Origin of the sequence: Alkaliphilus transvaalensis ATCC 700919, assembly GCF_000621485.1 — a bacterium.
Taxonomy (GTDB): Bacteria; Bacillota; Clostridia; order Peptostreptococcales; family Natronincolaceae; genus Alkaliphilus; species Alkaliphilus transvaalensis.
The window spans coordinates 85,753-111,571 of record NZ_JHYF01000012.1; the positions used below are offsets into that span (position 1 = coordinate 85,753).

Here is a 25,819-nt window from a genome sequence, read left to right on the forward strand (position 1 = left end):
CCGGGTTTTTTTCCGTGGAAAAGCATTTAAAATCAACCTCTTGACTATACTATGTAATAAAAGTCTGCTATAATAAACCTTATTGAAATAGAAGTAGGAGGAGTATCCATGAAAAAAGATTCATTTTTAAAGGGAGCCGCCATATTGGGGGTGGCAGGGGTAGTTGTGAAGGTATTGGGGGCATTTTTTAGAATCCCGTTGGGAAGAATTATTGGCTCAGAAGGAATGGGATACTATCAAGTAGGTTACCCTATTTATACATTAATTCTATCCTTTGCAGCGCAAGGCTTCCCTACAGCAATGTCGAAATTGATATCAGAAAAAAGGGCTAGAGGTAATTATGGGGGAGCCCATAAGGTATTTAAAACCTCCTTTTATATCTTGCTGGCCTTTGGGATTGTAAGTTCCCTTTCTTTAGCATTAGGGGCACGTTTTTTAGTAGACAAAATAATTGAAAGTCCTAACTCGTATTATGCCATTTTAGCGTTAGCACCGGCACTTTTCTTTGTACCATTGCTAGCAGCCTATAGAGGTTACTTCCAAGGGATGAAGAACATGACTCCAACAGCGGTTTCACAAGTGGTAGAACAATTCGGTAGAGTAATTATTGGACTAGCATTAGCTATTATTATTTTTAATGCAGGGATCGGTTTACAATACGCAGCAGCGGGAGCGGCCTTTGGCGCAACTATTGGAGGAATAACAGGTTTATTTATTATATATTATATCTATTCTAAAGAGAAAGCTAAAATATTAGCACAGTTTGAAGTTATACCAGACGAGGCACAAGAACCATCAAAAGGAATCATTAGAGACCTATTAAAAGTGGCTATTCCAATCACTTTAGGTAGCGCCGTATTACCATTAATCACCATGGTAGATACTATGATTGTTTTAAGAAGATTACAAGAGATAGGATTTAGCTACGAAGAGGCAAATAGTTTGTTTGGACAGCTAACAGGAATGGCTGCCACATTAATTAACCTTCCTCAAGTGTTTACTGTAGCCTTAGCCATGAGTATCGTTCCAGTTATTTCAGAAGCTGTTACAAAGGGTGATCGTGAAGGAATAAAATCCGACAGTCAATCGGCTATAAGAGTAGCAATGCTAATTGGACTTCCTGCAGCGGTAGGATTAGCAGTATTAGCTAACCCAATTATGATGCTGTTATATCCAAATGAACCAGCAACTTTAGGGGAAGTTATGCTATATTTATCTTTTGCGGCATTATTTTTAACACAATTACAAACTATGACAGGTATTCTTCAAGGGTTAGGCAAACCCTTTATACCAGTGAGAAATCTGATGATTGGTGCTGTTGTTAAGTTTGTGCTAACCTATGTTTTAACAGGTATACCTGCATTAAACGTAAAAGGAGCAGCTTTGGGAACAGTTGCCGCTTACCTTGTAGCAGCCCTACTAAACTTTATTGAAGTAAAGCGTAGAACAGAGGCTAAATTTAATATAGTTCAGTTTATTGTAAAGCCAGTGGTGTCGGTGGCTTTAATGGCAGCAGTAGTAAGTGCTTCTTATATGGTTCTTAATCCCATGATCGGAAATAAACTATCAACAGCCTTAAGTATAGGCGTGGGGGCAGCTGTTTATGGTATTGTACTTTTAGTAAGCGGAGCAATTACCCAAGAAGACTTTGAACTATTACCAAAAGGACAAAAAATAGCAAAAGTATTAAGAAAAACTGGACTTTTAAAGGGTGTAAAATAAAGTCTATAAATATTAATAGAATAGGACATGACAAGAAGGGAGGGAATATAATGGGCAAAATAACAGTAGTAGGGTTAGGACCTGGTGCGGAGAAGGACATAACCCTTTCAGTATTAGATGAAATTAAGAGGCATCATCTAGTCTATCTGAGGACTCTGCACCACCCTTCAGTATCATTATTAGATCGCAAAGGGATATCCTATCAAACCTTTGACTATGCCTATGAGGAATTATTAGACTTTGATGCAGTTTATGACCATATTGTGGCTAAACTTTTAGATATGGCTCAGTTAGAGGATATATTATATGCAGTGCCAGGACACCCCAATGTAGCAGAAATTACGGTTCAAAGGCTAAAAAAAGCTTGTGAAGAAAAAAAGACAGACCTTCAAATTTACCCTGCCATGAGCTTTTTAGATGTAATGTTCCCTGTTTTAGGAATAGACCCTGTAGATGGCTTTAAGCTAATTGATGGATTAAGACTGGATGAACAAGTACCAGATCCTTCGATTTCTAATATAGTTACCCAAGTCTATGACCCATTTATGGCATCTCAAATTAAATTAAGACTTATGGACTATTACGACGATGAACAGGAAGTTTTTGTTGTAAGAGGTGCTGGAATTCCAACGGTTGAGCGGGTGGAGAAGATCCCTCTATATCAGCTTGATAGACTAGATTGGGTAGATTATCTAACAAGTGTGTATATACCAAGGATTGACACACTTCAAAAAAAATACTATAATATGAATAATTTAGTTGAAATAATGGAAAGATTAAGAAATAAAGGCGGCTGTCCTTGGGATATTAAGCAAACCCATAAAAGTTTAAAGCCTTATTTAATCGAAGAAAGCTACGAAGTATTAGAGGCCATTGATCTAGAAGATGATTTTCTATTAGAAGAAGAATTAGGTGACCTTCTATTACAAGTGGTGTTTCATAGTCAAATTGCTAAAGAAAGACACGCCTTCTCCATTAATGATGTCATAAAAGCTATATCAGAAAAACTAATCTTTAGACATCCCCATGTATTTAAAGATGTAAAGGCCGAAAATCCTGAAGAAGCTTTACAGACATGGGAAGAGAGGAAGCAAGAAGAAAAGCAAATTGATAGCTATACAGAATCAATGGAATCAATACCAAATCATTTGCCAGCATTGATGAAGGCATATAAAATACAACAAAAAGCTGCAAAGGTTGGATTCGATTGGAATAAGGTAGAGGAAGTAGTCGCTAAGATTCAAGAAGAGTTTTCCGAATTTAGAGAAGCAGCTGAGGAAGGACTAGAAACAAGAATCATGGAAGAAGGAGGCGATCTTCTTTTTGCAGTAGTAAATCTATTACGATTCTTCGAAGTAGAGCCTGAAGGTGCTTTAAATTCCACAAGTAAGAAGTTTATCAACCGCTTCAGCTACATTGAAGAAACAGCAAAGGCATCTGGTAAGAATATAAAAGAAATGACTTTAGAAGAAATGGATGTCCTTTGGGAAGAAGCAAAGAGCAAAAACAATACATAATCTTCTAAAATCACCAAAAACAAACAAAAAATTATTAAAAATCTTTTAAAAAGAAGGATTTTGAAAATTAAAAGAGAATAACTCTATACGTATTCTAATTTATGAGGAGGTTTTTTAAGTGAACAAAGCTGAATTAGTTGCTAGAATGGCAGAAAAAAGCGCATTAACAAAAAAGGACGCTGAACTTGCATTAAATGCATTTATGGAAAGTGTTGAAGAAGCATTAGAAACAGGAGATAAGGTACAATTAGTTGGTTTTGGTACTTTTGATGTTAGAGAAAGAAAGCCAAGACAAGGTAGAAACCCAAGAAATCCTGAGCAAGTAATTGATATCCCAGCTTCTAAGGCTCCTGTTTTCAAAGCAGGTAAAACTTTAAAAGAAAAAATTAATGGTTAATTCCCATTAAAACGTACTTAACAATACAAATATAAAAACATATGAGAGAGATATTTCTTTGAAAAAAGAGATATCTTTTTTATTTTTTGATGTAAAACTATGAGAATAGATGAAAAAATTACACCATTTAAAATAATCATTACTGTACAAAATATAGTTGGGAGGTGTTTAAAATGAAAAAGAAAACAATTCTAACGTTAGCCTGCATTTGTCTAATTGTCATATTAGCTGCCACAGGATGTAGGCCAGCTGAAAGACCAGTTCCAGAAACAGATCCAAGAATGGATCAAAGAGTTCCTGGAGACCCAGCCATAGATCCAGCAGCACCAGGAGGGACACCAGACGCTCCTATACCGCCAGTAGCACCTGTACCAGGAGGAGGAACAGTACCAGAAGAACCAATGCCAGAAGAACGCTTACCAGGACAACCAGCAGCTCCTGAGCGTCAAAGAGGACAGGTTGTAACGCCAACTAGATAATGGGTTAGTTTGTGATTCAAAACAACTAAATAAGACTTAATATTATTAAGACTTAATATTAATGATTTCAAAAAAACTTAATAATAAACATTCAATAATTAAGATTTTATCATTAATGATTTTATAAAAATAAGTTCTATAGCCTATAGAGCTTATTTTTATGAATAAAAAAAGGGCTTTTATCAATTAATATAGAAATAATATAGGGTATAAATAAAACTTATATACAAATGGGGGTATTCAAATGCGATTAGATAAATATCTAAAGAATTCAAGAATTATCAAGAGAAGAACCGTAGCAAAAGAAGCAAGCGAAAACGGTAGAGTTGCTGTCAATGGGAAGGTAGCCAAGCCTGGTACTGAAGTATCAGTAGGCGATATAATAGAAATACAATTTGGAGATAAATTGTTTAAAGCAGAAATCACCCATGTGGCAGAACATGTTACAAAGGATGGAGCTAAAGAAATGTATCGTATCATAGAAGGATAGTTGAAAATACTTGTATACTAATTCCATATTTTCAAATACTAATAGAAACCTCGAAGGGTTATAGTAGGATAGAATAGAGGAGGAATAGTATGCAAGGATATAAAAAATTCAGTCTTTACTTAGTCATTTTTCTATTAATATTTACTGTAGCTGGTTGCAGACCGGCAGAAGAAAGACCTGAACCAGAGCAACAAAGGGATGTTGAAGTACCACCTATTCCAGAAGCAATTGCAGTAGGAGAAGGACAAGAACCATCTCTAAATGTTTATATTGTAGAAGAGCAGACGGTCAAAGAATTGCAATTTGAAGAATATGTAGCAGGTGTTTTAGCTGGAGAGATGTATAATGAATGGCCAGTAGAAGCATTAGCTGCTCAAGCAATTTTAGCAAGAACCTTCGTAATGGAATTTATAGCAGATAAAGGTGGCTCAAAATATGAGGGAGCCCATGTATCAACTGACATAGAAGAAGCACAAGCTTGGAAGGCAGAGCTGATTAATGAAAGAATTAATGAAGCGGTACAGCAAACTAGAGGTCAAGTTATGGTTTATGATGGTGACTTTGTTAAAGCATGGTTTCATGCCCATGCAGGAGGTACAACTGCTACAGCCCAAGAAGGGTTAGGCTTTGGAGAAGAAGAACCAGCCTATATTCAAGTAATTGAATCTCCAGATTCAGCAGAAGCACCAGAAGAAGAAGCTAATTGGTCAGAAACCTTTACAAAGGCAGAAATTATTGAAGCTGCAAGACAACAGGGCCAAGAAGTAGGCGATTTTACCGGAATAGAAATTGCTGAAACAGGACCATCTGGTAGAGCCACACAGCTAAAAATTGGAGAGGCGGATGTTCCAGCACCAGCCTTCAGAATAGCTCTAGGTAGTACGAGAATGAAGTCTACCTTAATTAATAACATTAGTGTGGAGGGCGATCAAGTAACCATATCTGGTACGGGATATGGTCATGGGGTTGGAATGAGTCAATGGGGGGCCTATCAAATGGCTCAAGACGGCAGTAGCCCCGAAGAAATAGTAAAGCACTATTTCAAAGATGTTGATATCGTAAAATTGTGGGATTAATTTCAATACTATAAAATATAGTAGCTATTATAGTAGTCATTTTGTTCTACTACACCTTCATCAATCATAAAATGATAGTGAAACCAAAAATGAGGGAAGGTGTAGGCTATGGAAGATCGAAAAGTGAGTCGCAGTAAAAATCATAATGTCATTATGGAAAATAGAGAAAAGCTATCAATTTCTGGTGTAGAGCACGTCGATAGCTTTAATAGCGAACTAATTGTTGTTGAAACGGTAGCAGGGGTTATGACAATTAAAGGGTATGACCTAGATGTAAATAAGTTAAACCTAGAAGATGGAAACGTAATCATTCAAGGCAATATATATTCTATGGTCTACAATGATCGAGATTCCTTTTCAACAAAAGGGTCAGGCTTTTTAGGAAAATTATTTAAATAGTCGTCGAGAATTCGACGACTATTTTTTTTATGGACATTCACAATTTTAAGATTAGTTTCATATGATAGAAAAGATACCATCAAACCTTTAGGGGTGATCTATGTGAATATGTATTCTGTTTACCACGAAACCTATATTTTATTGGCCACGATCTATGGAGGAATATTAATCGGCTTTATTTATGATCTTTATAAAGTATTTAGGGGAATTTTTAATCCTAAAAAACTCGCCACAAATTTACAAGATATTTTCTTTTGGACAATTATAACGATAGTGGCTTTTTATGTCTTAATTTTTAGCAATAAAGGGGACTTAAGGTTTTATAACTTTCTTGGTTTTGTAATAGGAGTAGGAATATATTACTATTTGTTAAGCAAAAAGATTATTCAAGCCCTCACCTTCCTAGTTAGATTATTAAAACAGTTTATAAGAGATTTGTGGAAGTTAATTACATATCCTTTTCATGTCGGTATTTGTCTAATTTCCGTACCTTATTCCTATTGTAAAATGCGAAGCAAACCAGTATACTATAAAGCAAAGAGAATTATTAAACTTCCAAGTAGAGTAGTAGCCGATTGTAAAAAGAGTATGATTCATTACTTTAAGAAAAAGTAAGAAAAAGTAACTATGATTAACAAAAGAGAGGTGTTGAACAGTGGCTAAAAAGAAAAGAAGACAACTTAATAAATTTGTATTTCTAAGTATTGTTATTTTAATTGGAGGTTATGTGCTGTTCACCCTATATGAGCAGTCAAAAGAATTAAGGCATCTAAAAAGCATAAAGGAAGAGTACGAAATAAAAATTAGTCAGACAGAAGAGGAAATTAATCATATAAAAGAAAACATTGATAATGCCCATAGTGATCAATATATTGAAAGGATTGCGCGGGAACAATTAAAGATGATTGGAGCTAACGAAATTATTTTTATAGATCTTGGAAAAAGAGAAAGGTAAAAAATTGTATACCTTTTACAATCATTGTGTTATAATACATATTGAACATAATATTACTAATATGAGTGATTGATACTTTAGAAGGAGGAATAGTAAATCTATGCCGGTAGAGGTAGGAAATATTCTAGAGGGCACTGTTTCTGGAATTACAAACTTTGGAGCCTTCATTGATTTAGGAGAAGGTAAAACAGGACTTGTGCATATTTCGGAAGTTGCTAATGATTATGTAAAGAACATACACGAATACTTGAAGGTGGACCAAAAAGTAAAGGTGAAGGTTTTATCTGTTGAAAAAGACGGTAAAATTAGTTTATCTATTAAACAAGCAGCGCCACCTAAGAAGAAAAGCGTAAAACCAGCTGAAGTTGATTGGTCAAAACCTAATGAAGTTGACGTCTTGTCCTTCGAAGATAAGATTAATAGGTTTTTAAAAGATAGTGATGAAAAAATGCAAACCTTAAAGAGCAAAAGTAAAAGCAACAGAAGAGGCAATGGACATAGTAAAAAAGTATTTAAAGAATAAATATAAGCCGGATTTCCGGCTTTTTTTTATACACATAAGAACCTAAAGAACCTATAATCTATTCAGTTTTAAGAAATGAATCAATGAGAATATACTCTCAATGAGAATATTCTATAATCGCATACTCTAAATTGAATTTATACTTTTTACTTTAATATAAATCGAATTTAATATACAGTAATATAAATCGATTTTAATATACAATTTTCTGAAATAATAAGCATAGAAGGGAAGGAAGGTATTTATGAAGAAGGTTGCCGCAATAGATATTGGAACAAATTCTATGAGACTCCTATTAGCTGAAGTTACGGGTGAAAAAATTGTGAAAAGAGAAAAGCACCTAAATACCACCCGAATAGGTAAATCGGTTGACTCGGCAGGGTACATAACAAAAGAAGGGATAGACCGAAACCTTAAAGCCTTCAAAACTTTTGTAGAGCAGGCCCGACAGTGGGGAGCCGACGAGATCTTAGCAATTGCCACTAGTGCTGTGAGGGATGCAGAAAATGGACAGTTCTTTGTTGAAGAAGCCTTTAAAGAAACTGGTGTAGCAATTAGAATTATTGACGGTAAAGAGGAGGCGCTAATAGGCTATAAGGGAGTCTTAATTGGTTTAGAAGAACCTTTAGAAACAATCTTTTTAATAGATATTGGAGGTGGTAGCACCGAGTTAATTATTGGTAACCAAGAAAAAATACTTGAGGCCAATAGCTACAATGTTGGTGCAGTCCGAATGACGGAGCGATATATTAAAAATGATCCACCTACTGAAGAAGAACTTGAAATTCTTACTAATGAGTTAAAAAGCCTCCTAATAACTCCTTTAAAAAACTATCCCCAAAATATTGATTGTATTACCGGTATTGGGGGAACAGCCACGACGATAGCTGCCCTTCATCAACAGCTAGATCCCTACGACATGGAGAAGGTCCATGGATACCAGATGGAACTAAAAGAAGTAATTCAGTTAAAGGACCAACTAAAAAGCATACCACTAGAAGAAAGAAAAAAGCTAAAAGGTTTAGAGCCAAAACGGGCAGACATTATTGTGGCAGGCATTATAATTATGATTACCATTATGGAGCTATTAAATATCAAATATTTAAAGATTAGCGAATACGATAATCTCGAAGGTCAGATTATTTAAGGCTAAAAAAGATAATCCACTATTTTATGAAGGATTATCTTTTTTTATTCAATAAATCGTTCTCCATGCCCCCCTAATAGTCGGCAAAATAGCTAAGAAAATAAAAAATACTTCTTAACAATTCTGTCTTACCACCTTTTTATTTAAGGGAATTTGTCAAAACAGCCAAATGATTTGTCAGAAACTTTTTTAAGGTTGTCCAGTATTCTTGACAAATCTTTTAAAAAACCTCTGATAAACTCTTAGATAAGAAACTAAATAAGGATGGTGTCAATATGGCAGAGAGATCAACTACATATTTACAAGAGAGAAGAATATTTGAACTAGTAAATCGAAAAAGCTTTATATTACTACACATGGTGGCCTTTCTATTGGGACGAGCAGGTATTTTGGGGAGCTTAACTCCCTTTGGCATTGGATTTTACACAGCCCTTTGCTACAAAAATAAGAAATATTTGTCGGTGGCAGTCACCACCCTTTTAGGAATTATAACCGTTCAAGGAATAGGTGGGAGTATAACCTATGGTATTTCATTAGGAATCATAACATTAATTACTAATTATTTTATAAACCCACGTAAACATAAGGTTTTAATTGTTTCTTTTATCAGTGCAGTCACTTATTTTTTAATCGCAACGACTGCTATCCTTCTTAATCGTTTTTATCTATATGACCTAATGATGGTAACCTTTGAAGCAACAGTTATTTTTGTCGTTGTATATATAGCTACCTTTGCTATTCCCATAGCCCTAGAAAAAAGCAACCGTAAAATATTAGCAACCGACGAAATTATATGTGTTGCTATATTAATGGCCCTTACCCTTTCAGGAGTAAATAATATTCACTTCTTTGGGGTATCCCTTAAAAATGTTTTAGGGATTTTAATTACCATTATATTTGCCTACAACGGAGGTGCAAGTGTTGGTGCTTCGGTGGGAGTTACCTTAGGTTTAATCACCAGCATGTCCACCAGTGGGATGCCGCCCATTATTATAGGGGTATTTGCCTTCTCAGGCTTGTTAGCAGGGATCTTTAAAGATCTCGGCAAATTTGGTAGTGCCTTTGGGTTTCTTCTTGGAAACACAATCCTCACATTCTATATTAATGGATATTATGAAGTGTTTATTCAACTGAAGGAGGTTCTAGGTGCCTTTATCCTATTTTTAGTAATTCCGTCGGTTTGGATTTTGGAACTTCAAAAATATAGTACCCCAGCCCTTGGGTTAATCCACTCTAGTAAAAGCTATACAGAAGAAATGAAAAAAAGAATTTATGAAAAATTATCAGACTTTTCCCAAACCTTCTCAGAACTTTCTGTCACGTTTGAAGATATGGCGGAAAGAGTAGAAGCTTTTGGTCAAGATGATTTATCTAAGCTAATAGAAAAAATGGCAGAAAGCGTATGTGCCGACTGTGGAATGAGAAGAAGCTGTTGGGAAAACAATTTCTATAACACCTATCGAGGTATGTCAGACCTTTTGGTGTTAATTGACACAAGGGAGGCATTAGAGCAAAGTAGCCTTCCAGAACAAATAAAAAAGCGATGTGTAAAGCCAAAGGCAGTCACAGAAAAGATGATCACCCTATACGAACTAAGTCGCCTTAATATGGTTTGGAAGAAAAGATTACTTGAAAGTAAAGAACTAGTAGGAGAACAATTGAAGGGGATGGCTACGGGAATACAATCCTTGGCAGAAGAGCTAAATAGTGAAATAATTTTTGACACAGAATTAGAAGATACTATTTATGTAGAATTAGATAAGTCTGGATTTCAGGTTAGTCGCTTACTGGTATCTACCAATCCAAAGGGAAAACTAGAAATAACCTTAGAAAGAAGGTCTTGCTACGGTAGAGAAGAATGTATTGACCGATATATTCCTATTATCTCTAAGGCAGTAGGCTACCAGCTAACTAAGAAGAGTCATAGATGCAATCATACCAGTGATGACGGTAGTTGTAGCTTTACCTTAGTAGAGGCCAATCGGTTTGCTGCAATGACGAAGGTTGCTAGAGCCACTAATGGTGGAAACTTATTATCAGGAGATTCTTACACCTTTATGGACATTAAAAACAACGAGTTTCTTGTTGCTCTTAGTGATGGAATGGGAACAGGTGAAAGGGCCCACCTACAATCTAGTGCTACGATAGCCATGTTAGAAAAAATGATGGAGGCAGGTTTTAGGCAGGAAATGACCATTAAAACGATTAATTCCATGTTAATGCTAAAGTCATCAGAAGAAATATTCTCTACAATTGATATGACAATGATCGACCTTCAAGAAGGTAGAGCAGATTTTGCTAAAATAGGAAGCGCCCCTGGTTATATTAAGAGAAGAGATGGTAAGGTTGAAGTAGTTAATCCAGGGAGCTTACCAATAGGTATTTTATCAGATATAGAAGTAGAAAAGAATCAACAAAAACTAAACGATGGAGACTTTATCATTATGATTTCTGATGGGATATTAGAGGTTAACAAGGGGGAAGAAGGGGAAGACTGGGTAGAAAAATACCTAAAAGACGCTAAAACAAGAAATCCTCAAGAACTTGCCGATAAAATATTACACCAAGCCCTGCAATATACAGGCAATCAACCAGAAGATGATATGACGGTTCTAGTGACAAAATTATGGAGGACAAGAGTACATTAGAATAAAATCTATGTAGACTTTAATTAAACCCTGTGGGAAAGGAAAAAACTTTCTTAGCAGGGTTTAAAAATTTTTCAATGTAGCAATACTTAAATATAATGTAAACAAAAAATCAAAATATACGTATAATTAACAATGAAAATTTAAAAATATAAATTGCATTATATTTGCTATTTAAAATATAGACCTTGATATATAGCTGAATATCTAGTATATTAATTATAAGGAATGGAATATATAATAATATTTTATGAATTATTATAAAACCTAGACTCAGGGATAAATTTATTGTTAATTGACTTGATTGAAAGGAGTATAGGATTCACATGGAAATATTAAGTGCGGGCGAAAAAATTAAGAAGCTAAGATGTGACCTTGGACTAAAACAAGACGACATTACAAATGAAGAAGTAACTAAGAGTTTAGTTAGTATGATAGAAAACAACAAACGGAGCCTTAGTTGGAATACAGCAAGAATTATTGCAGGTTGTTTAAATAGATACTATTCGACCCTTGGAAAAGAAATTACACCAGAGTTTTTAATGGAAACGGAAGAAGATCAAGCTAGAAAAATCATTGAAAAAGAAATAGCTGATATGCAACCAGTTATTAAGACTAGCAATGTAGACGAGAAATTAGTAGATAGATCCTTTGAAAAAATGATGGACTTAGCAAATAGCTGGGGGCTAGAAAAGGAAATAGCCGATCTTTATATTTTAAAAGGTGATTACTACTACCATAGCTACCAATATAACAAGGGGTTAAAGTTTTATTCAGATGCTTTAGAGTACTATATGGGTGCTAAAGATTATGGAAAAGTAGGACAAATATATAATAGTATAGGCATCTCTTACTTGATGATGATGTTATACGATCAAGCTTTAATTTACTTAACAAAGGCCTATGATATGGCTCAAGAACATGCTACCAATAATCAAGCTAAAAGAAAGGCCATTGCAACTTTTAATCTTATATTATGTAATCGTTACCTACAAAAACATGACTTAGCTCTACAATATATTAGCTTATATAAAGATTTAAAGTCTGAAGACCCTTCAATAAACCATTATTTAGATAAGGTATTGTTGATTGAAGCTAATACCCATAGAGACCTTAAGAATTTTGAAAGGGCAGAAAAGCTTTATATGCGACTATTAAATAGAAAAGAGAAGTTAGAAGTCAATACGCTTTTCTTAGTTTACGAGAACTGTGCAGAATTATATCGTGAACTAAATAGACCTGAACATGCCCTAGACCACATTGATAAAGCCTTTGAATTTAAAGATAGGGTAAATGAAAACTACCTGCCAAGTTTATACCTACAACAAGCAAAATGCTACATGTTGCTAGGTGAAAATGAAAGGATTATGCCAATTTTAAATAATGGCTTAATGCTGGCAGAAAGAGTTGCAAAAAAAGACTTAATTATTAACTTACACTTTGCAGCAGTACAGGCCTATATATCAATGAAGGATTATCAAAATTCCTTAATTCATCTTCAAAAAGCAGAAAGAATGATATTAGATCAGAATATAGAAACTAAGAAAAATGAACTTTACAGTTTCTATGTTGAAGTATATTTCCTACTAGAAGAAAATCAAAAATCAATGGAATATGTTGCGAAGATGCGAGGGGACTACTTGCATTAAAGTTATTAAACAACTAAGGTATGTAAACTATAACTTTCAGATAATTAAACTAATATACTTAAAAGGACTGAATTTGGTGTTAAACTAGATTCAGTCCTTTTAGCTATTGTATAATACTTTTATGGCACTTATAGTCTATAATTTAATACATGTATACTAGTTTACATATAATGATAGAAACTTGTTAGTTAAAATTAATAATTGTGGAGAAATAAGAAGTTTTGTCGAAAACATTGACTTGAGGTAGAAAAATATATATAGTGTAAATATATTACAGAACAAGTTATAAATGGTATTAATTATAACAAGTACAGTTTTAATGATACTGTGGGCTTGGCAGTACCTGTAAGCAATGAAGATTAGGAGGATATGAAAATGCCTAAGAAAAAAATAAGCAAAATATTAATAATACCTGTTTTAGCAGGATTACTAATTTTTACTTTTATTAATTTCAGCTCTAAAATACTAGATGCTAGAGAGACAGACGATTCAAAACCTATTGAAGAAAATAAACATAATCTAATCCATAAGATACCCATAAGCCAAGAAGAAAAACTAAATAGAGAGCTTCAACAATTAAAGAAAGAAGCTAAAGCTATGCAAGAAAAGCTTATAAATCTTAGTAAAACTAATAGTTATCTTCCAGAAGAAAAGCAATTAGAAGAGAACAAACAGTTATTGAAGGAAGCAGATAGGATAAAAAATATAATTAACAACAATTAATGGGTGACTAATGGAGAGAAACTTAAAATAGTATATAATTATATAAAATACCAAAAAAGCCATAAGAATTAACTTAATGGCTTTTTGTTATTTTATATGCTTCCTACTTCACTTCCACAAACAACGCTTCCCTCAGTAATACAGCCACCTCACCACGACTAACAACATGGTTACGGTCAAGGGTTAGATACTTAGTGATGCCTAAATTGTCAGCTACAGCAATATGTCCTTGGGGCCATTCGCCAGTAACCTCGCCTTCATAGCCTAAAACCCTTACAAGCATTGTTAAGGTTTCAGCATAGGTAATGTTTCCACTAGGCTTAAAGGTTCCATCTGTATAACCATTAACCCAGCCATTAGTAGAAGCTGTAGCAATATCAGAATAAGCCCAGTGACTAGACTGAACATCTTGAAAGGTTAAAGTCCCACTTGAGACATTTGCACCCGTTATTCTTACCATAAGGGTTGCAAATTCTGCACGACTAATTGGTCGTTCTAAACCAAGGGTTCCATCGGGGTAACCCCTGTAAATATTTAATTCCCTTAAAAATTCCCCTGCTTCCACCTGCAGATTAACAGTGTTGCCAGAGGAGGCACTAACTAGTCCTAACATTAGTATTAGACATACCGTCAAAGCCAAGACTTTCTTAGCCATTTAAAACACCTCTTTCCTTGATGTACTACTGCAATTATATCAAATAAAGTAGGGACCAAATATTAAACTTTTATGACAATAAATAAGAATGATTTACCAAATGTTTGGGAATACTTGTAAAGGAAAAAGTAGTACATAGAAGGAGGAAGTAAACATGCCAGTAAAAAACGACATGACAGCAGATTTTTTAAGATCCGCCTATGGGGGAGAAAGTATGGCCCATATGAGATATTTAGTGTGGGGAGACGTTGCAGATAAAGAAGGTTTCCCCAACGTAGGAAGACTATTTAGAGCCATTGCCTATGCAGAATATGCCCATGCAGATAATCACTTAAGGGAACTAGGGGATAAAAAACAAGACTTTAGCGTTACAGCAGGGGCTGTTTTCGGTGTAGGCAAAACAGAGCAAAACCTTCAAGGGGGAATCGATGGAGAACTCCATGAAATTGAACAAATGTATCCAGTATACCTAAATGCAGCTAAGTTTCAAGACGAAAAGGGAGCAGCAAGAGCCTTCCATTATGCCCTAGAAGCAGAAAAAGTCCATGCAGACCTATTTACAAAGGCCAGAGACTCCGTTAGAGAAGGGAAAGATATAGCCATCGGCGATGTTCATGTTTGTGATGTCTGTGGACATACAACAACCGATGGCTTACCCGATAAATGCCCTATCTGTGGAGCCAACAAGGAAATGTATAAGACCTTTTCATAGAATTATAGTTACTGACAAACTAGTAATAAATAACACTAACACCCATTGGGGAGGGCCCAATGGGTGTTTTTTAACAGGAAATAGTTAATAGTTATAGGTTAATTTGAATTACTCGAAGATAATTGGTTGTAGTGTTCTTGTAGTATAGTTAGGTAGCTTATAGTATTCTAAGGTAGTTGTACGATAAAGGTTCTTATCAACTACATTACCAAAAATATCAACATCAAATATAGAATCAATGTGCTGGAATGCCCTTAGAATAAAGCTTCTAAAAGATGCCTCTCCATATTGCTTAACATTAGACCATGCCTGGCTATTCTCATCAAAGTTACCCTCTAAGGTTACCTCGAAGGAACCGCTGTAGCCTTCATTTACTCGATAAGTAAAGGTGTGGGAAGTACCACCATAGGTAAAGGTCTTATAATTGTTATTAAGATGACTTTCTAATTCGTTAAGGAGATCAACAGAACGGATTCTGTCTCCTTCAAAGCTAAATCTAAAGTCATTATTATTGCTTACACCATTAACAATTCGACCATTCACATTTAAGCCAGTATACACTCTCTCGATTTCTGTCTTTAATCGTTTTAGATACTGCATTTTTGTTGCAGGAGTCCAATTTCTAAAGTTTTGGTTAAAGGATACAATCACATCAATGTCTCTTTGGTTTACGAAGACTTCGTAGGTAAAGGTAGCATTATTATAGAATCTTAAACGTTGAGTTAAAGCCTTCTCGATATTTACCCCATCCACCATTTGATTTTGTTTATGCTCAGCTAATCTAAAGTCGTAATATAATCGGTTGCCCCGAGTCCAATAGTTTGCATAGCTGGTGCCATTGAAGAAATTATTAGAACGGAAGTGACCTTGAATCTCCGCTTTAGAATTAAACAATTCTCTTACTACATCGAAAACATCATCAACATAGTTTTCAATATCCCTTCTGTTTAGATTATTCCATCGAGTTACGTCATTAGAAGTAAATACAGCACTAAACTCATAGCGATAACCACCAATGTGTCTAAAGCGAATCGTTAAAGGAATATCCCCCAATCTTCTAAAGTGTTCCCTTAAGTAATTCTCCATTTCTTCAACACTGGTAATTTTTTGATAAGGAAAATTAGAGTTTTTAAGGAGTTGAATCTCCCTTTCAAGCTCTGCGATTTGAGTACGTAGGTCATATACCTCAAAATGGTTTTGATAATTATTCACAATATTATCACTATCTCGATTAGATCTTAAGGTAATCTTTCTTGATTGTGGATCATGCTGAAAATTAATATAAACATGGTCCGATAGTTCTCTTATGGGGACATAAACCTCATTATTGAAGATGAAGGGTTCATTTTGTAAGTTAACAAGAGAGCCATCTACCTCTACTTGAAGATTGTTAAACCAAGCAGTAATCATCCGACTATAGGACTGCGTAAAGGCAGGTGTTACCATTAAAGAAAAAACCAGTAAAACCGATACTATAAGTATGAGAAATCTTTTGCCCACTGAAATACCTCCTTAATTATGCAAGCTAAAACTTGTCCTTTCTATATATCTCTTTATATATTATATATCGTCACAATAGGAAAAAACTGTAGACCTTTCCTTTTATTTATTTTTGCTACTTTAGTCCTAAGTAATGTTTCATTTTTATGACAAATGTCGAAGGGGGAGGGAATTTGCAAAATCCCTATGCTATAATATAAAAAAATGCGGAATTTACCAGAATATACTACTATAAATTTATGGTAATTATACCGATAAAATAATTAGAGAAGTTGAAAAAAGGAAGAAGGAAAACCCAACTTTATATAGGGGCAAAGAGTATAAGGTTTTTACATAGGAAAAAAGATATAGGAGGACAAAATATGAGGAGAAAAATAGCCATAACGACACTAATCTTGATGCTTTTCAATCTACTTTTTACGAATCTATCCCTACCGGAAGTATATGGGGAGGAAGTAAAGGCAGCTATTCACAAAATAACAATTGTTGAAGAATTCGAGTACGTAAATGGAGCTCCCAGAAATAGATACGAAGTAATCTTCAATGGAGATTTTCTAAGGAACATCGATGGGATTCAAGTAGTTCAGCAGGTTGGCGGCAGTAATGTCGTTAGAAAGACTATCTCTGAGGAACAACTTCGAGTAATCAATAACAGTAATGTTGCCCTAATGCTGGAAGGAAACCAGAGTATCCAAAGTATTTTCGGTGCTACTGGCACAGTGTACTTTAGGGTTATACAAAATGGAACCACTACTCCTATAGATATTAACAAACCCTTTGAATTACCAGCGGATAACTTTAACCCTATGAAGGTAGACCGTGTAAAGGAAATGAGCCCCGCTTCTTGGCCAGTAACAGTACTTAAGGGAGAAAAGTTTGCTGTAGACGGAAGCAATTTTAACCCAAGCCTTTATCAATTACGGATTTCAAGAACAGATACAAGTAATACATTAGTATCCTATACATTGGCAGACCCTTTAAAAACAAATCAAATTATAATTGATACCGATATCGATTTACTAGATGCAGGCAACAATCAAAATTTAATTTTCGAAAAGAATACCGGTACCAATGTAGAAATGAGATATATTGTAAGAAATGCTATTAATGTTGCAAACCCCCTTGATCTAGAAGAGGTAAGCATATCTCCATTGCAAGGGACAGCAGGCACCATCGTAAGAATTAAAGCTAAAAACTCTACGCCCCTGTTGGATAGCGGAACAAAAGTTTTTGTTGGAGGGGTAGAAGCACCGAGAAATAAAGGTGGCTTTAGTGATGGAACCTTCACCTACTATGAAGGAGCTGAATTGAAAAGAGGGATAGAGGTGGTGGTGCCAACCTTGAGCACCAGCGGACAAAAACCCATCGTTATTAGAAATTTAGACGGTGATACCTATACCCACCATACAAACTTTGAATATCTTTTGGCGGAAGGACCTATATTAGAAGTTATAGATGCCGATCCTGATAAAGCTTATACCAACGAAGAAAAGCTAATCGATTCCCTTCGGGTTCGTAATGTTGTTCCTGTTAACAATATAAAGGGTTTAACCTATCGAGATTTCCAATCGGTGGAGCTGATTAGCAACCCAGATGATTTGGATTTCTTTAAAGATATTGATGCAAGAGCAAAATATTTTAAGTATGAAGTTAAGGCTAACGAATATGTTGAGCGTAAAATTAATATTATTATCGGGCTACCGGCAGACATCGTCACAATCCCCTTTTCAACAACGCCATCAGCTCAAGAGGATATTTCTATCCTGCAGGTTAGAACCAGTAAAGTAAGTCAGGCAGGGAAATACCCAATATCCGTAAGAACAGAGACAGTGCATTATCGAGTCAACTCAGATGACTCCATAACGGAGCTTAGCTATATTGTTGAAGAGGCCCCTTATACCTCACAAAAAAGGGTGGAGTTTGAGTTTGAGCCAGATATGCATACACCTACCATTACTAGGTTAGTTCCAAATAGAGGACCCTTTACAGAGCATATCACAGCTACCATCGAGGGAACAAACTTTAGAGTAAGCAATTCTGGTGGGGTTAGACACTATCCGATGGTGATCATTGGTAGTGAGAACATAGGAGATGCCCAACAAAAGTATAAGGTGATTACTAAAAATAAAGATGGGCAAAGTGTTTATTATTTCAGTGATCGAGCCGATGGAACCAATTTAGGAGATGAACATCAGGCAGATTTCGATTTTCAGGTCTTAACAGCCAACAATACCATTGTTGATGGACAAGCTGTAACAACAGGTACAAAAATTAAGTTTACCATTCCAGCAGGGGCTATCAACTATAACGGTTACGCCGATGTAATTGTCTTTAACCCCAGTACGACAGGAACAACAGGCGGAAGAGATCGAAAAGACAACGAATTTCAATATATTACTCCTGATGAGGGAACAATCCTAAGACCCGACATCCAATCGGTTTCCCCTGATAAGGTTGCAGTAGGAAGACCAGAGCAGGTTGTGGTAAGGGGTTATAACTTCCAACCGGGGGCCATCTTAACCATTGATGGAGAAATCATCACCAATAGAACAATAGATGTTGCAAGGGGAACAATTACCTTCACCTCTCCACAGGGAAGGGTAGGCAAAACTCAGCTACAGGTTATTAATCCCGATGGGGGATTTGATACTGCTGACTTTGAATTTATTCAAACCCATAGTCAGCCATATATTCAGAGGATTATCCCAAATGTGGGAGGCGAGGGAAGCTTAGTCATTATTAAAGGTAGCGGCTTTTTTGCACCACAGCCAAACAATCCTTTAGAGGCTTATCGAAGAGGAACCACCGTTCTGATCGATGGAAAGGATATAAATAGAAGCTACCATCCTACTCGAGATGCTGATGGTAACATACTGGAGGCACCTTTATTTATAAACGATTATTTTAATCCTCCTGCGGGAGAAGAACCTGTTGTTTATGGACCAGATGGGCCACTTAGAACCTACGGTAGAAACGTAGCAGTGGTAGATACAGAAACCATTTATGTATTAATACCAGACCCAAAGGACACAAGTAAACCCTTCTTTATGAATGCGCCTTTAGACGTAAGAGTGGTGAATCCCGATTTAGGAAGCCATGAAGTTAAACGGGGCTTTACCTTTATCGATGTGGTAACAAGACCAAGGATTAATAGCATAGAACCAAGCTTAGGGGACTACAGAGGTGGAAATATTGTAGAAATACAAGGGGAAAACTTCAATGAAGGGGTAAAAGTATTCTTTGGAACCCAAGAAGCCCAAGTATATAGAAGAAGTAACAACGCCAGAACCATTTGGGCCTATGTGCCTGCCTATGGTGGGGAGATGGGTAGTAGAAATCAAGTAACTGTGCCTGTCACCGTTTTAAATACCAACGGCGGTTCTGCCACCGATTATAATGGATATGTTTATGTAAACCCAGGTTATGATGCCCGTATTACTCAAATTACCCCTAATATAGGAAATACAGCAGGGGGAGATCGAGTTATGATCTCGGGGATAAACTTTAGAGCAGACTTTGGCGAAGATGGTAACGAAGATAATATTAAGTTGCCAGCAGTCTATTTTGGTGGAATCAAGGTGGAAGAGAAGGATATTACCTTTGTATTGCCCGCAAAGCAAGATGGTAGCGCCTATACAGGCGTACAAACCGCAGACCTAATCATAGTAGAGAATACACCTGCCCACGCCGCAGGAAGAACCGATGTTACCGTTATTAACTTTGACGGTGCTACCGCTAACCTAAGGAATGGTTTCGAATATCGTTCTAAACAACCAGCCATCACACAGGTTCTGCCAAACCAAGGAAGCCTATTGGGGGGCAGTGAAATCACCATAGTGGGTAGAGACTTTGTATCCAACGGGTTACATGTTGTATTTGGAAATGAAACTGATAAAGCAGATATCTTTTCGGGGATATCGGAAGTAAGGGTAGGCGATATCATTGTCAAGTACGACGCCCATGCAGCCAATTACAATATCAGTCTATTCTATAAAGAGGCTACACCAGGAAACGAACTAATGGTTTACAAGGATGGTGTTACCGAGAAAACCAATCAGTTTAGAGTGATAGAAGAAGAAGAGTTCCTAATTGTTAGAGTACCATGGAATGAAGTGGATTCCACATTAGGTTTAGCCGACGAGCAAATTAAAATTGAAATTAAAAACAATGACCTAATCTTAACTAGAAGGCTAGGGATCATAAAACGGGTAGAGGGAGAGGCAAGAATTACACTGGTAACCCCTCCTGCTGCAGCAGTTGGACAACAGCAATTGAGAGTATTTAATGCCGATGGTAAATTTGCAACATCACAATTTAACTTTACAAACCCCTTTAGGGCACCAATTATTACAAATATTATCCCGGCAACAACTCGAACCATCAATAGCCTAAATGGTGCGGCTCAAGATCCAGCCCTCACCATAGAAGAAGTTTCAGCATCACCAGTTGGAGGTTCTCCAATAATTATTGAAGGGGAGAACTTTAGATCAGGGGTTAAGGTCTTTATTGGAGACAAAGAGGCAGAAATTAGAACCAAAAGCCCTAATGACGATGAATTGATTGTGGTGGTACCTGCAGCAGTAGCCAATACAGTGGGGTCACATTTACGAATACTGGTAATTAATACCGATGGAGGAGCCGCCTACGGAGACGTTGTTCCGCCTTCCCAGACTAGAAATCCCTTCTATTTTAGATATATACCAGAAGGAAGTAGTCCTACAATTACCAATGTTACCCCAGCAGAAGGGTCTGTAATAGGAGGTACAAAGGTAACAATTAAAGGGACAGAATTTAAAGATGAAGACAGTCAAGGTAACCCTAAAACCGTAAGCGTTTTGGTGGGTGGAATTCCTGTTCCCCAAGCGAATATATTAGAACATGATCCACAAGCCATTGTTGTAATAATGCCAGCTGGTAGGGTCGGAAAACAGACAATAGAAGTAATAAACTATGACCACGGTAGAGCCATCGCCACCGATGCCTTTACTTATATCAGTAAACCTAGAATAGAAACAGTAGATCCAAATAGAATCTTTACAAATGATACCGAAACCATCGTTACCATAACGGGAGAGATGTTCCAACAGGGGGCAAAGGTGATTATCGGAGGAACTGTCGTTTCTGAAAATGATGTTAAGGCAGGAGACACCGTAAATGGAAGAGGGATCGATATTCCAGATGCCAACGGAAACAACCGTAAGGTAGCAGTAATTGGTGGAAAAGAAGCCGCCAGCGTGGTGGTGGAGGATGCAGGTACCATTAAGGTGAGGTTTAATGAAGCCCTAGACCTACAAAACAGTAGCCTAATTATTGTTAACCCCGATGGTGGAGTTTCCGAGCCTTCCGATGACTTTGAATATCGTATCCCTATACCAACAAAGCCATTGATAGTAGAAGCCATCCCTGGGGCAGAGTCTTCAGTAACGGTAATTTGGTCAGAATCAGACCCAGAGATTTTAAATAAAGCCGATCGTTATGAAGTCTATGCTAAAAGAACAACAGATGCAAGATATACCTTTATAGGGGACACACGAGATGCCCAATATCTAGTAAGGGGCCTTCTACCAAACACCCAATATACCTTTATGGTAAGGGCAATGAACCAATATGGAAGTGCCATCGAATTTGCAGAGGTTACAGTTAGAACCTTTAACCAAAGGGAAGATCAACAGTTACAAGATAAAAACGATCAGTTGAATCAAGAACAACAAAAACTTGATCGAGAAGGTAAGGTAGAAATCAGTAACGGAACAGTAATCCGTACTATAGGGAAGAATGAAATAAGCCCAAGTTCAAGCCCCTACCTGCTAGATTTCTCTTTATCACAATACAATAATCAAAATAAATTTGTGGTGGCTATTCCAGTAGCGACAGTACAGACCCTCCACAGACCAATTACCATCACCGATGGTAAGATGAGTTTTACCGTTAACCCAAGGGACCTTTACACAAGTCAAGTGAGTCAAGTGCCCCAAAGCAGCTTAAACGATGCCCATGTTAGAATAGAAGTAACCAGAATTACAGGGGCACCGGCAACATCCCTTTATACAGCCATTGACAGAAACCACCGAAGAGCATCAGAAGCTTATGAAATCTCCTTCCAGCTACAGGTGGGAAGAAATATAACAGAAATTGGCACCCTTTTAAGACCAGCAGAGATCTCCTTAAACTACGATGCTATGGCTTATCCAACAGCCAATAGAAATAGATTGTTCGTAGGAGAATATAGTGGAGCCCGCCATAGCTTTACTAAAGTAGGGGATGGACAAAAAGTAAGTATTCGTCAAAAGGGTAGGTTTATACTATTATCAGAAAGATAATCAAAAAAATAATCAAATTTTAAACAAATAATAATCAAAATATAAACACCAGTGGGGGAGAGTAATCTCCCCTTACAGATTGGAGAGAAAACCAATGCAGAAGAAGCTAAAGCAAAGACACAGCTTAATATTGGTGATATTATTACTCCTTCAGTTTATTCCCATTAACGCCTTTGGAATAGAAGGATATACCTCCCATCCAGTTTATCAAGGGATGGAGAATGGCCGAGCCCAACTAAGCAACTATCGATATAATGATGTGGAAGGCCATTGGGGTATTGTGCCCATTTATGAAATGGCGGGTTTGGGAATTATGAAGGGCCCCAACGCCACCAGCTTTCGACCAAATGGAAGCCTTACCTACCTAGAAGCCCTTACAGTTTTAGTTAGAGCCATTGGTAGAGAAGAAGAGGCCCAACGTTTAGGCGAAAACCAAGCGCCAGCCAATGTAAGGAACATTATGGTGCTAAGTGCTGTTCAAAACTGGGGTAAAGGATATGTACAGGTGGCAACTGCTGAAGGAATCATCACTAATCAAGAAATAAATGAAATTCTAAATTTAACACCCCAACAGCAGGAAAATCTAGAAAACGAAATACAGAACCAATTAAATAGATATCAAGGGAGAGACCTTACACCCCAAGAATTTGCTGCCCTAGAAGCACAAGTTAGAGACAATATTGCTACAACAGCCATTTGGAACAGACCAGTACCAAGACAACAGGTGGCAGTATGGGTGGCAAGGGCATTAAATCTACAACCCCTTTATGGAGAGAATATTGCAAGCGTCTATAATTTTAACGACTGGCGACAAATAGATACAGGAAAAATTCCAATGATCGAAGCCATTTTACAAAACCAAGTTATGTCTGGAATAACCTCCAATACCTTTTCACCAAGGGGAAACCTAACAAGGGCAGAAATGGCACAAATCTTGTTTAATATTAATGATGATCTTTTACCAAGAAGAGGTACAACAAAATTGGTAGGAAGAATCATAGAAATTGAAGAAGTACAACAACAAGGAAATCATAAAAAAATTTTTACAGTATTAAACAATGACAATAGCACCAATTATCTAACCATCGACACCACCAGTGGAGAAGAGTTCTTTGTCCAAAAACATGGGGCCTTCAGTTCATCCACCCTACTTAATAAGGGAGATGTCATCCACTATTACATTACTAGAAATGGTAGAATTAACTATGCTAGAGTAGTTCCTACCAGCATTACAACAGTAGAGGGCTTTATAGAAGTAGCAGACCCAGAAAATAACCGACTAGCAATATCAGACTTTAACGACAAAAGACATTTGTTCGACCTTCCTTCCTTTGCCCAAGTAACCATTAATGGAAAAGAGGCAGGGTTAGGGGATTTAATGTATGGCCAAGAAGTAAAGGTAACCCTCAGACAAGGACAGGTTGAAATCATTGAAGCCTATCTAGATGAAGACCCCTTACTTCATGGATACATTCCACCAGGAAGCAGAACAAAGGTAGGGGATGTACTACTAATTAATTCCAACGAAATTGAATTAAGGGTAGGTAATGAAAGAGAAAAATATCGTATTTTACCTAATACATCAGTAACGAGAAATGGTAATCGTGCAAACCTGTTTGAAGTGAAGGTGGGAGACCGAGTTATCCTACATTTCGATGATATCTACAGTGCAGACATTGCCCAAATAAGGGTAGAAGACGATGAAAGACACATTACAGGGGTTTATCGGGGTACGCTAGAATCTGTTAGTGAAAGAAATAAAGAAATGATCATTAACACCGTTACCCAATATGAAAACGGTAGGTGGAACCCCCACAACCAACAGAAGGTTAAACTTGGGGTTGAAGATCAAATTTATTATCAAGGTGAAAGACTTACCCTAGCACAGTTAAGTCAGTACAGAGGCAAGGAAGTCTATGTTGCGGTAGAAAGTAGCTTTGGTAGTGAAAAGGCAGCAAAGGTTACAGTAAAAGATGGCTCTACCCTTCTTTATGAAAGTCATGTAACAGGGTTGCAATTTGGCAGCAATCGAATGGTGGTAGACAACAGCTCTGTAAACTTTAACCAAGGGACAATCGTTGTTAAAAACAACCGTCTAGTGGATATCTTAAACCTTGAAAACAGGCAAAGTATCTATCTTGTGGCTGACCTCAACCAAGGCGCTAGAAACGCAGCCTTTATTGCTATAGAATATGACGGATTATTAGATGACAGAATAGATGGAACCCGTTTAGTAGTTTATCGAGGAAGAATTGAAAGCATGGCCGACTATAGCATTACCCTTGGTCGACTAGCATATCAAATGGACTATCTTAGACTACAAGATCATAAATGGTCTGAAGTAACTAGACCAAAACAATTAACCGTAACAGAAGATAGTTATATTTATGATAGTGAAATAAAGGTGGAAATAGAAAGTAGCATATTCTTAAGGTCAAGGTTTATCGACCCTAATATGATTCAAGACCCTATTTTAAGGGCAAGGATTAGAAATAATCATTATGTAGGTAAAAGTGCCTTTGTGGTGGTGAAGGAAACCACCCGCAACGGAGAAACAACAGAAGAGGTTATCTCTATTAACCTAACACCTCAGCATCTCCATTATCAAAACTTAGTTAATACCAACCATAGTGCTATTGCAGATATCGGTAGTATCAACCTAGATACAAATGAAATAACCTTAACAAATCTTCGTCATTGGAACGCCCTTTCTAATCGATGGGAAGCAGTTCGAACAGAAGAAACCGTTTCAATGGAAAAGGCAGTCATCATCGTAAACGACCGTCCCATCGATCGTGAAGAATTCTATCGATTAAGGGAACGGGCAAGGGTATATGTAATTAAGAGTAAAAATGTATCAACCCATGACGATGCTTATATTGTAATTGTAGAACAGTAGAAGGGAGA

At 36.7% G+C, this 25,819-nt stretch carries 19 protein-coding genes; 17 read left to right on the forward strand and 2 right to left on the reverse strand.

Annotation, left to right across the window (positions count from 1 at the left end):
- Positions 1-108: 108 nt before the first annotated feature.
- The 14 genes from T335_RS0109230 (at position 109) to T335_RS0109295 (ending at position 13,725) form a co-directional block, all read left to right on the forward strand.
- The gene (locus T335_RS0109230) at positions 109-1,722 is read left to right on the forward strand and encodes a putative polysaccharide biosynthesis protein (RefSeq protein ID WP_026477293.1); all 1,614 of its coding nucleotides are present in this window, start codon (positions 109-111) and stop codon (positions 1,720-1,722) included.
- Positions 1,723-1,772: 50 nt separating this feature from the next.
- Entirely contained in the window at positions 1,773-3,239 is a 1,467-nt protein-coding gene (gene yabN / locus T335_RS0109235) for a bifunctional methyltransferase/pyrophosphohydrolase YabN (protein ID WP_026477294.1), read from the forward strand.
- A gap of 118 nt (positions 3,240-3,357) precedes the next feature.
- Complete coding sequence (locus tag T335_RS0109240; RefSeq protein ID WP_026477295.1) at positions 3,358-3,636, forward strand: HU family DNA-binding protein; 279 nt, start codon at positions 3,358-3,360, stop codon at positions 3,634-3,636.
- 173 nt (positions 3,637-3,809) lie between these two features.
- Positions 3,810-4,115 carry a hypothetical protein gene (locus T335_RS0109245; RefSeq protein ID WP_026477296.1) on the forward strand — a complete coding sequence of 102 codons (306 nt, stop codon included), beginning with the start codon at positions 3,810-3,812 and terminating at the stop codon, positions 4,113-4,115.
- Between the two features lie 244 nt (positions 4,116-4,359).
- Positions 4,360-4,605, forward strand: a complete 246-nt coding sequence (locus tag T335_RS0109250; RefSeq protein WP_026477297.1) for an RNA-binding S4 domain-containing protein — start codon at positions 4,360-4,362, stop codon at positions 4,603-4,605.
- Between the two features lie 89 nt (positions 4,606-4,694).
- Positions 4,695-5,681, forward strand: a complete 987-nt coding sequence (locus T335_RS0109255; RefSeq protein ID WP_026477298.1) for a SpoIID/LytB domain-containing protein — start codon at positions 4,695-4,697, stop codon at positions 5,679-5,681.
- Positions 5,682-5,789: 108 nt separating this feature from the next.
- Positions 5,790-6,080: a sporulation protein YabP gene (gene yabP / locus T335_RS0109260; RefSeq protein ID WP_026477299.1), complete on the forward strand. Its 291-nt coding sequence runs from the start codon at positions 5,790-5,792 to the stop codon at positions 6,078-6,080.
- Between the two features lie 108 nt (positions 6,081-6,188).
- On the forward strand, positions 6,189-6,695 hold the full coding sequence (gene yabQ, locus T335_RS0109265) for a spore cortex biosynthesis protein YabQ (RefSeq protein ID WP_034328166.1): 507 nt from the start codon (positions 6,189-6,191) through the stop codon (positions 6,693-6,695).
- A gap of 40 nt (positions 6,696-6,735) precedes the next feature.
- The gene (locus T335_RS0109270) at positions 6,736-7,035 is read left to right on the forward strand and encodes an FtsB family cell division protein (protein ID WP_026477301.1); all 300 of its coding nucleotides are present in this window, start codon (positions 6,736-6,738) and stop codon (positions 7,033-7,035) included.
- 100 nt (positions 7,036-7,135) lie between these two features.
- Positions 7,136-7,558 (forward strand): S1 domain-containing RNA-binding protein, encoded by a 423-nt coding sequence (locus tag T335_RS0109275; protein ID WP_026477302.1) that lies wholly within the window; start codon positions 7,136-7,138, stop codon positions 7,556-7,558.
- A gap of 244 nt (positions 7,559-7,802) precedes the next feature.
- A complete protein-coding gene (locus T335_RS0109280) occupies positions 7,803-8,705 on the forward strand; it encodes a Ppx/GppA phosphatase family protein (RefSeq protein ID WP_026477303.1) in 903 nt (300 codons plus the stop codon).
- A gap of 275 nt (positions 8,706-8,980) precedes the next feature.
- On the forward strand, positions 8,981-11,353 hold the full coding sequence (spoIIE, locus tag T335_RS20290) for a stage II sporulation protein E (RefSeq protein ID WP_051569230.1): 2,373 nt from the start codon (positions 8,981-8,983) through the stop codon (positions 11,351-11,353).
- Positions 11,354-11,679: 326 nt separating this feature from the next.
- Positions 11,680-13,002 carry a helix-turn-helix transcriptional regulator gene (locus T335_RS0109290; protein ID WP_026477304.1) on the forward strand — a complete coding sequence of 441 codons (1,323 nt, stop codon included), beginning with the start codon at positions 11,680-11,682 and terminating at the stop codon, positions 13,000-13,002.
- A gap of 375 nt (positions 13,003-13,377) precedes the next feature.
- Complete coding sequence (locus tag T335_RS0109295; protein ID WP_026477305.1) at positions 13,378-13,725, forward strand: hypothetical protein; 348 nt, start codon at positions 13,378-13,380, stop codon at positions 13,723-13,725.
- 103 nt (positions 13,726-13,828) lie between these two features.
- On the opposite strand, the gene T335_RS0109300 is transcribed toward T335_RS0109295, so the two are convergent.
- On the reverse strand, positions 13,829-14,380 hold the full coding sequence (locus T335_RS0109300) for an S-layer homology domain-containing protein (protein WP_026477306.1): 552 nt from the start codon (positions 14,378-14,380) through the stop codon (positions 13,829-13,831).
- A gap of 154 nt (positions 14,381-14,534) precedes the next feature.
- Between T335_RS0109300 and T335_RS0109305 the strand changes: the two genes are divergently transcribed.
- Complete coding sequence (locus T335_RS0109305) at positions 14,535-15,092, forward strand: rubrerythrin family protein (RefSeq protein WP_026477307.1); 558 nt, start codon at positions 14,535-14,537, stop codon at positions 15,090-15,092.
- Positions 15,093-15,200: 108 nt separating this feature from the next.
- On the opposite strand, the gene T335_RS0109310 is transcribed toward T335_RS0109305, so the two are convergent.
- Positions 15,201-16,592, reverse strand: a complete 1,392-nt coding sequence (locus tag T335_RS0109310; RefSeq protein WP_026477308.1) for a stalk domain-containing protein — start codon at positions 16,590-16,592, stop codon at positions 15,201-15,203.
- Positions 16,593-16,954: 362 nt separating this feature from the next.
- On the opposite strand from T335_RS0109310, the gene T335_RS0109315 reads away from it, so the two are divergent.
- Positions 16,955-22,912, forward strand: a complete 5,958-nt coding sequence (locus tag T335_RS0109315; RefSeq protein ID WP_026477309.1) for an IPT/TIG domain-containing protein — start codon at positions 16,955-16,957, stop codon at positions 22,910-22,912.
- A 94-nt stretch (positions 22,913-23,006) separates the two neighbouring features.
- Positions 23,007-25,811 (forward strand): S-layer homology domain-containing protein, encoded by a 2,805-nt coding sequence (locus T335_RS0109320; protein ID WP_026477310.1) that lies wholly within the window; start codon positions 23,007-23,009, stop codon positions 25,809-25,811.
- Positions 25,812-25,819: the final 8 nt, after the last annotated feature.

Bases quoted from the DNA above. Each gene is read 5' to 3' on its own strand.
- yabN (WP_026477294.1), top strand. From the start codon at position 1,773: ATGGGCAAAATAACAGTAGTAGGGTTAGGACCTGGTGCGGAGAAGGAC.
- T335_RS0109305 (WP_026477307.1), top strand. From the start codon at position 14,535: ATGCCAGTAAAAAACGACATGACAGCAGATTTTTTAAGATCCGCCTAT.
- yabQ (WP_034328166.1), top strand. From the start codon at position 6,189: ATGTATTCTGTTTACCACGAAACCTATATTTTATTGGCCACGATCTAT.
- T335_RS0109315 (WP_026477309.1), top strand. From the start codon at position 16,955: ATGAGGAGAAAAATAGCCATAACGACACTAATCTTGATGCTTTTCAAT.
- T335_RS0109295 (WP_026477305.1), top strand. From the start codon at position 13,378: ATGCCTAAGAAAAAAATAAGCAAAATATTAATAATACCTGTTTTAGCA.
- spoIIE (WP_051569230.1), top strand. From the start codon at position 8,981: ATGGCAGAGAGATCAACTACATATTTACAAGAGAGAAGAATATTTGAA.
- T335_RS0109250 (WP_026477297.1), top strand. From the start codon at position 4,360: ATGCGATTAGATAAATATCTAAAGAATTCAAGAATTATCAAGAGAAGA.
- yabP (WP_026477299.1), top strand. From the start codon at position 5,790: ATGGAAGATCGAAAAGTGAGTCGCAGTAAAAATCATAATGTCATTATG.
- T335_RS0109290 (WP_026477304.1), top strand. From the start codon at position 11,680: ATGGAAATATTAAGTGCGGGCGAAAAAATTAAGAAGCTAAGATGTGAC.
- T335_RS0109255 (WP_026477298.1), top strand. From the start codon at position 4,695: ATGCAAGGATATAAAAAATTCAGTCTTTACTTAGTCATTTTTCTATTA.
- T335_RS0109245 (WP_026477296.1), top strand. From the start codon at position 3,810: ATGAAAAAGAAAACAATTCTAACGTTAGCCTGCATTTGTCTAATTGTC.
- T335_RS0109275 (WP_026477302.1), top strand. From the start codon at position 7,136: ATGCCGGTAGAGGTAGGAAATATTCTAGAGGGCACTGTTTCTGGAATT.
- T335_RS0109320 (WP_026477310.1), top strand. From the start codon at position 23,007: ATGCAGAAGAAGCTAAAGCAAAGACACAGCTTAATATTGGTGATATTA.
- T335_RS0109280 (WP_026477303.1), top strand. From the start codon at position 7,803: ATGAAGAAGGTTGCCGCAATAGATATTGGAACAAATTCTATGAGACTC.
- T335_RS0109230 (WP_026477293.1), top strand. From the start codon at position 109: ATGAAAAAAGATTCATTTTTAAAGGGAGCCGCCATATTGGGGGTGGCA.
- T335_RS0109300 (WP_026477306.1), bottom strand. From the start codon at position 14,380: ATGGCTAAGAAAGTCTTGGCTTTGACGGTATGTCTAATACTAATGTTA.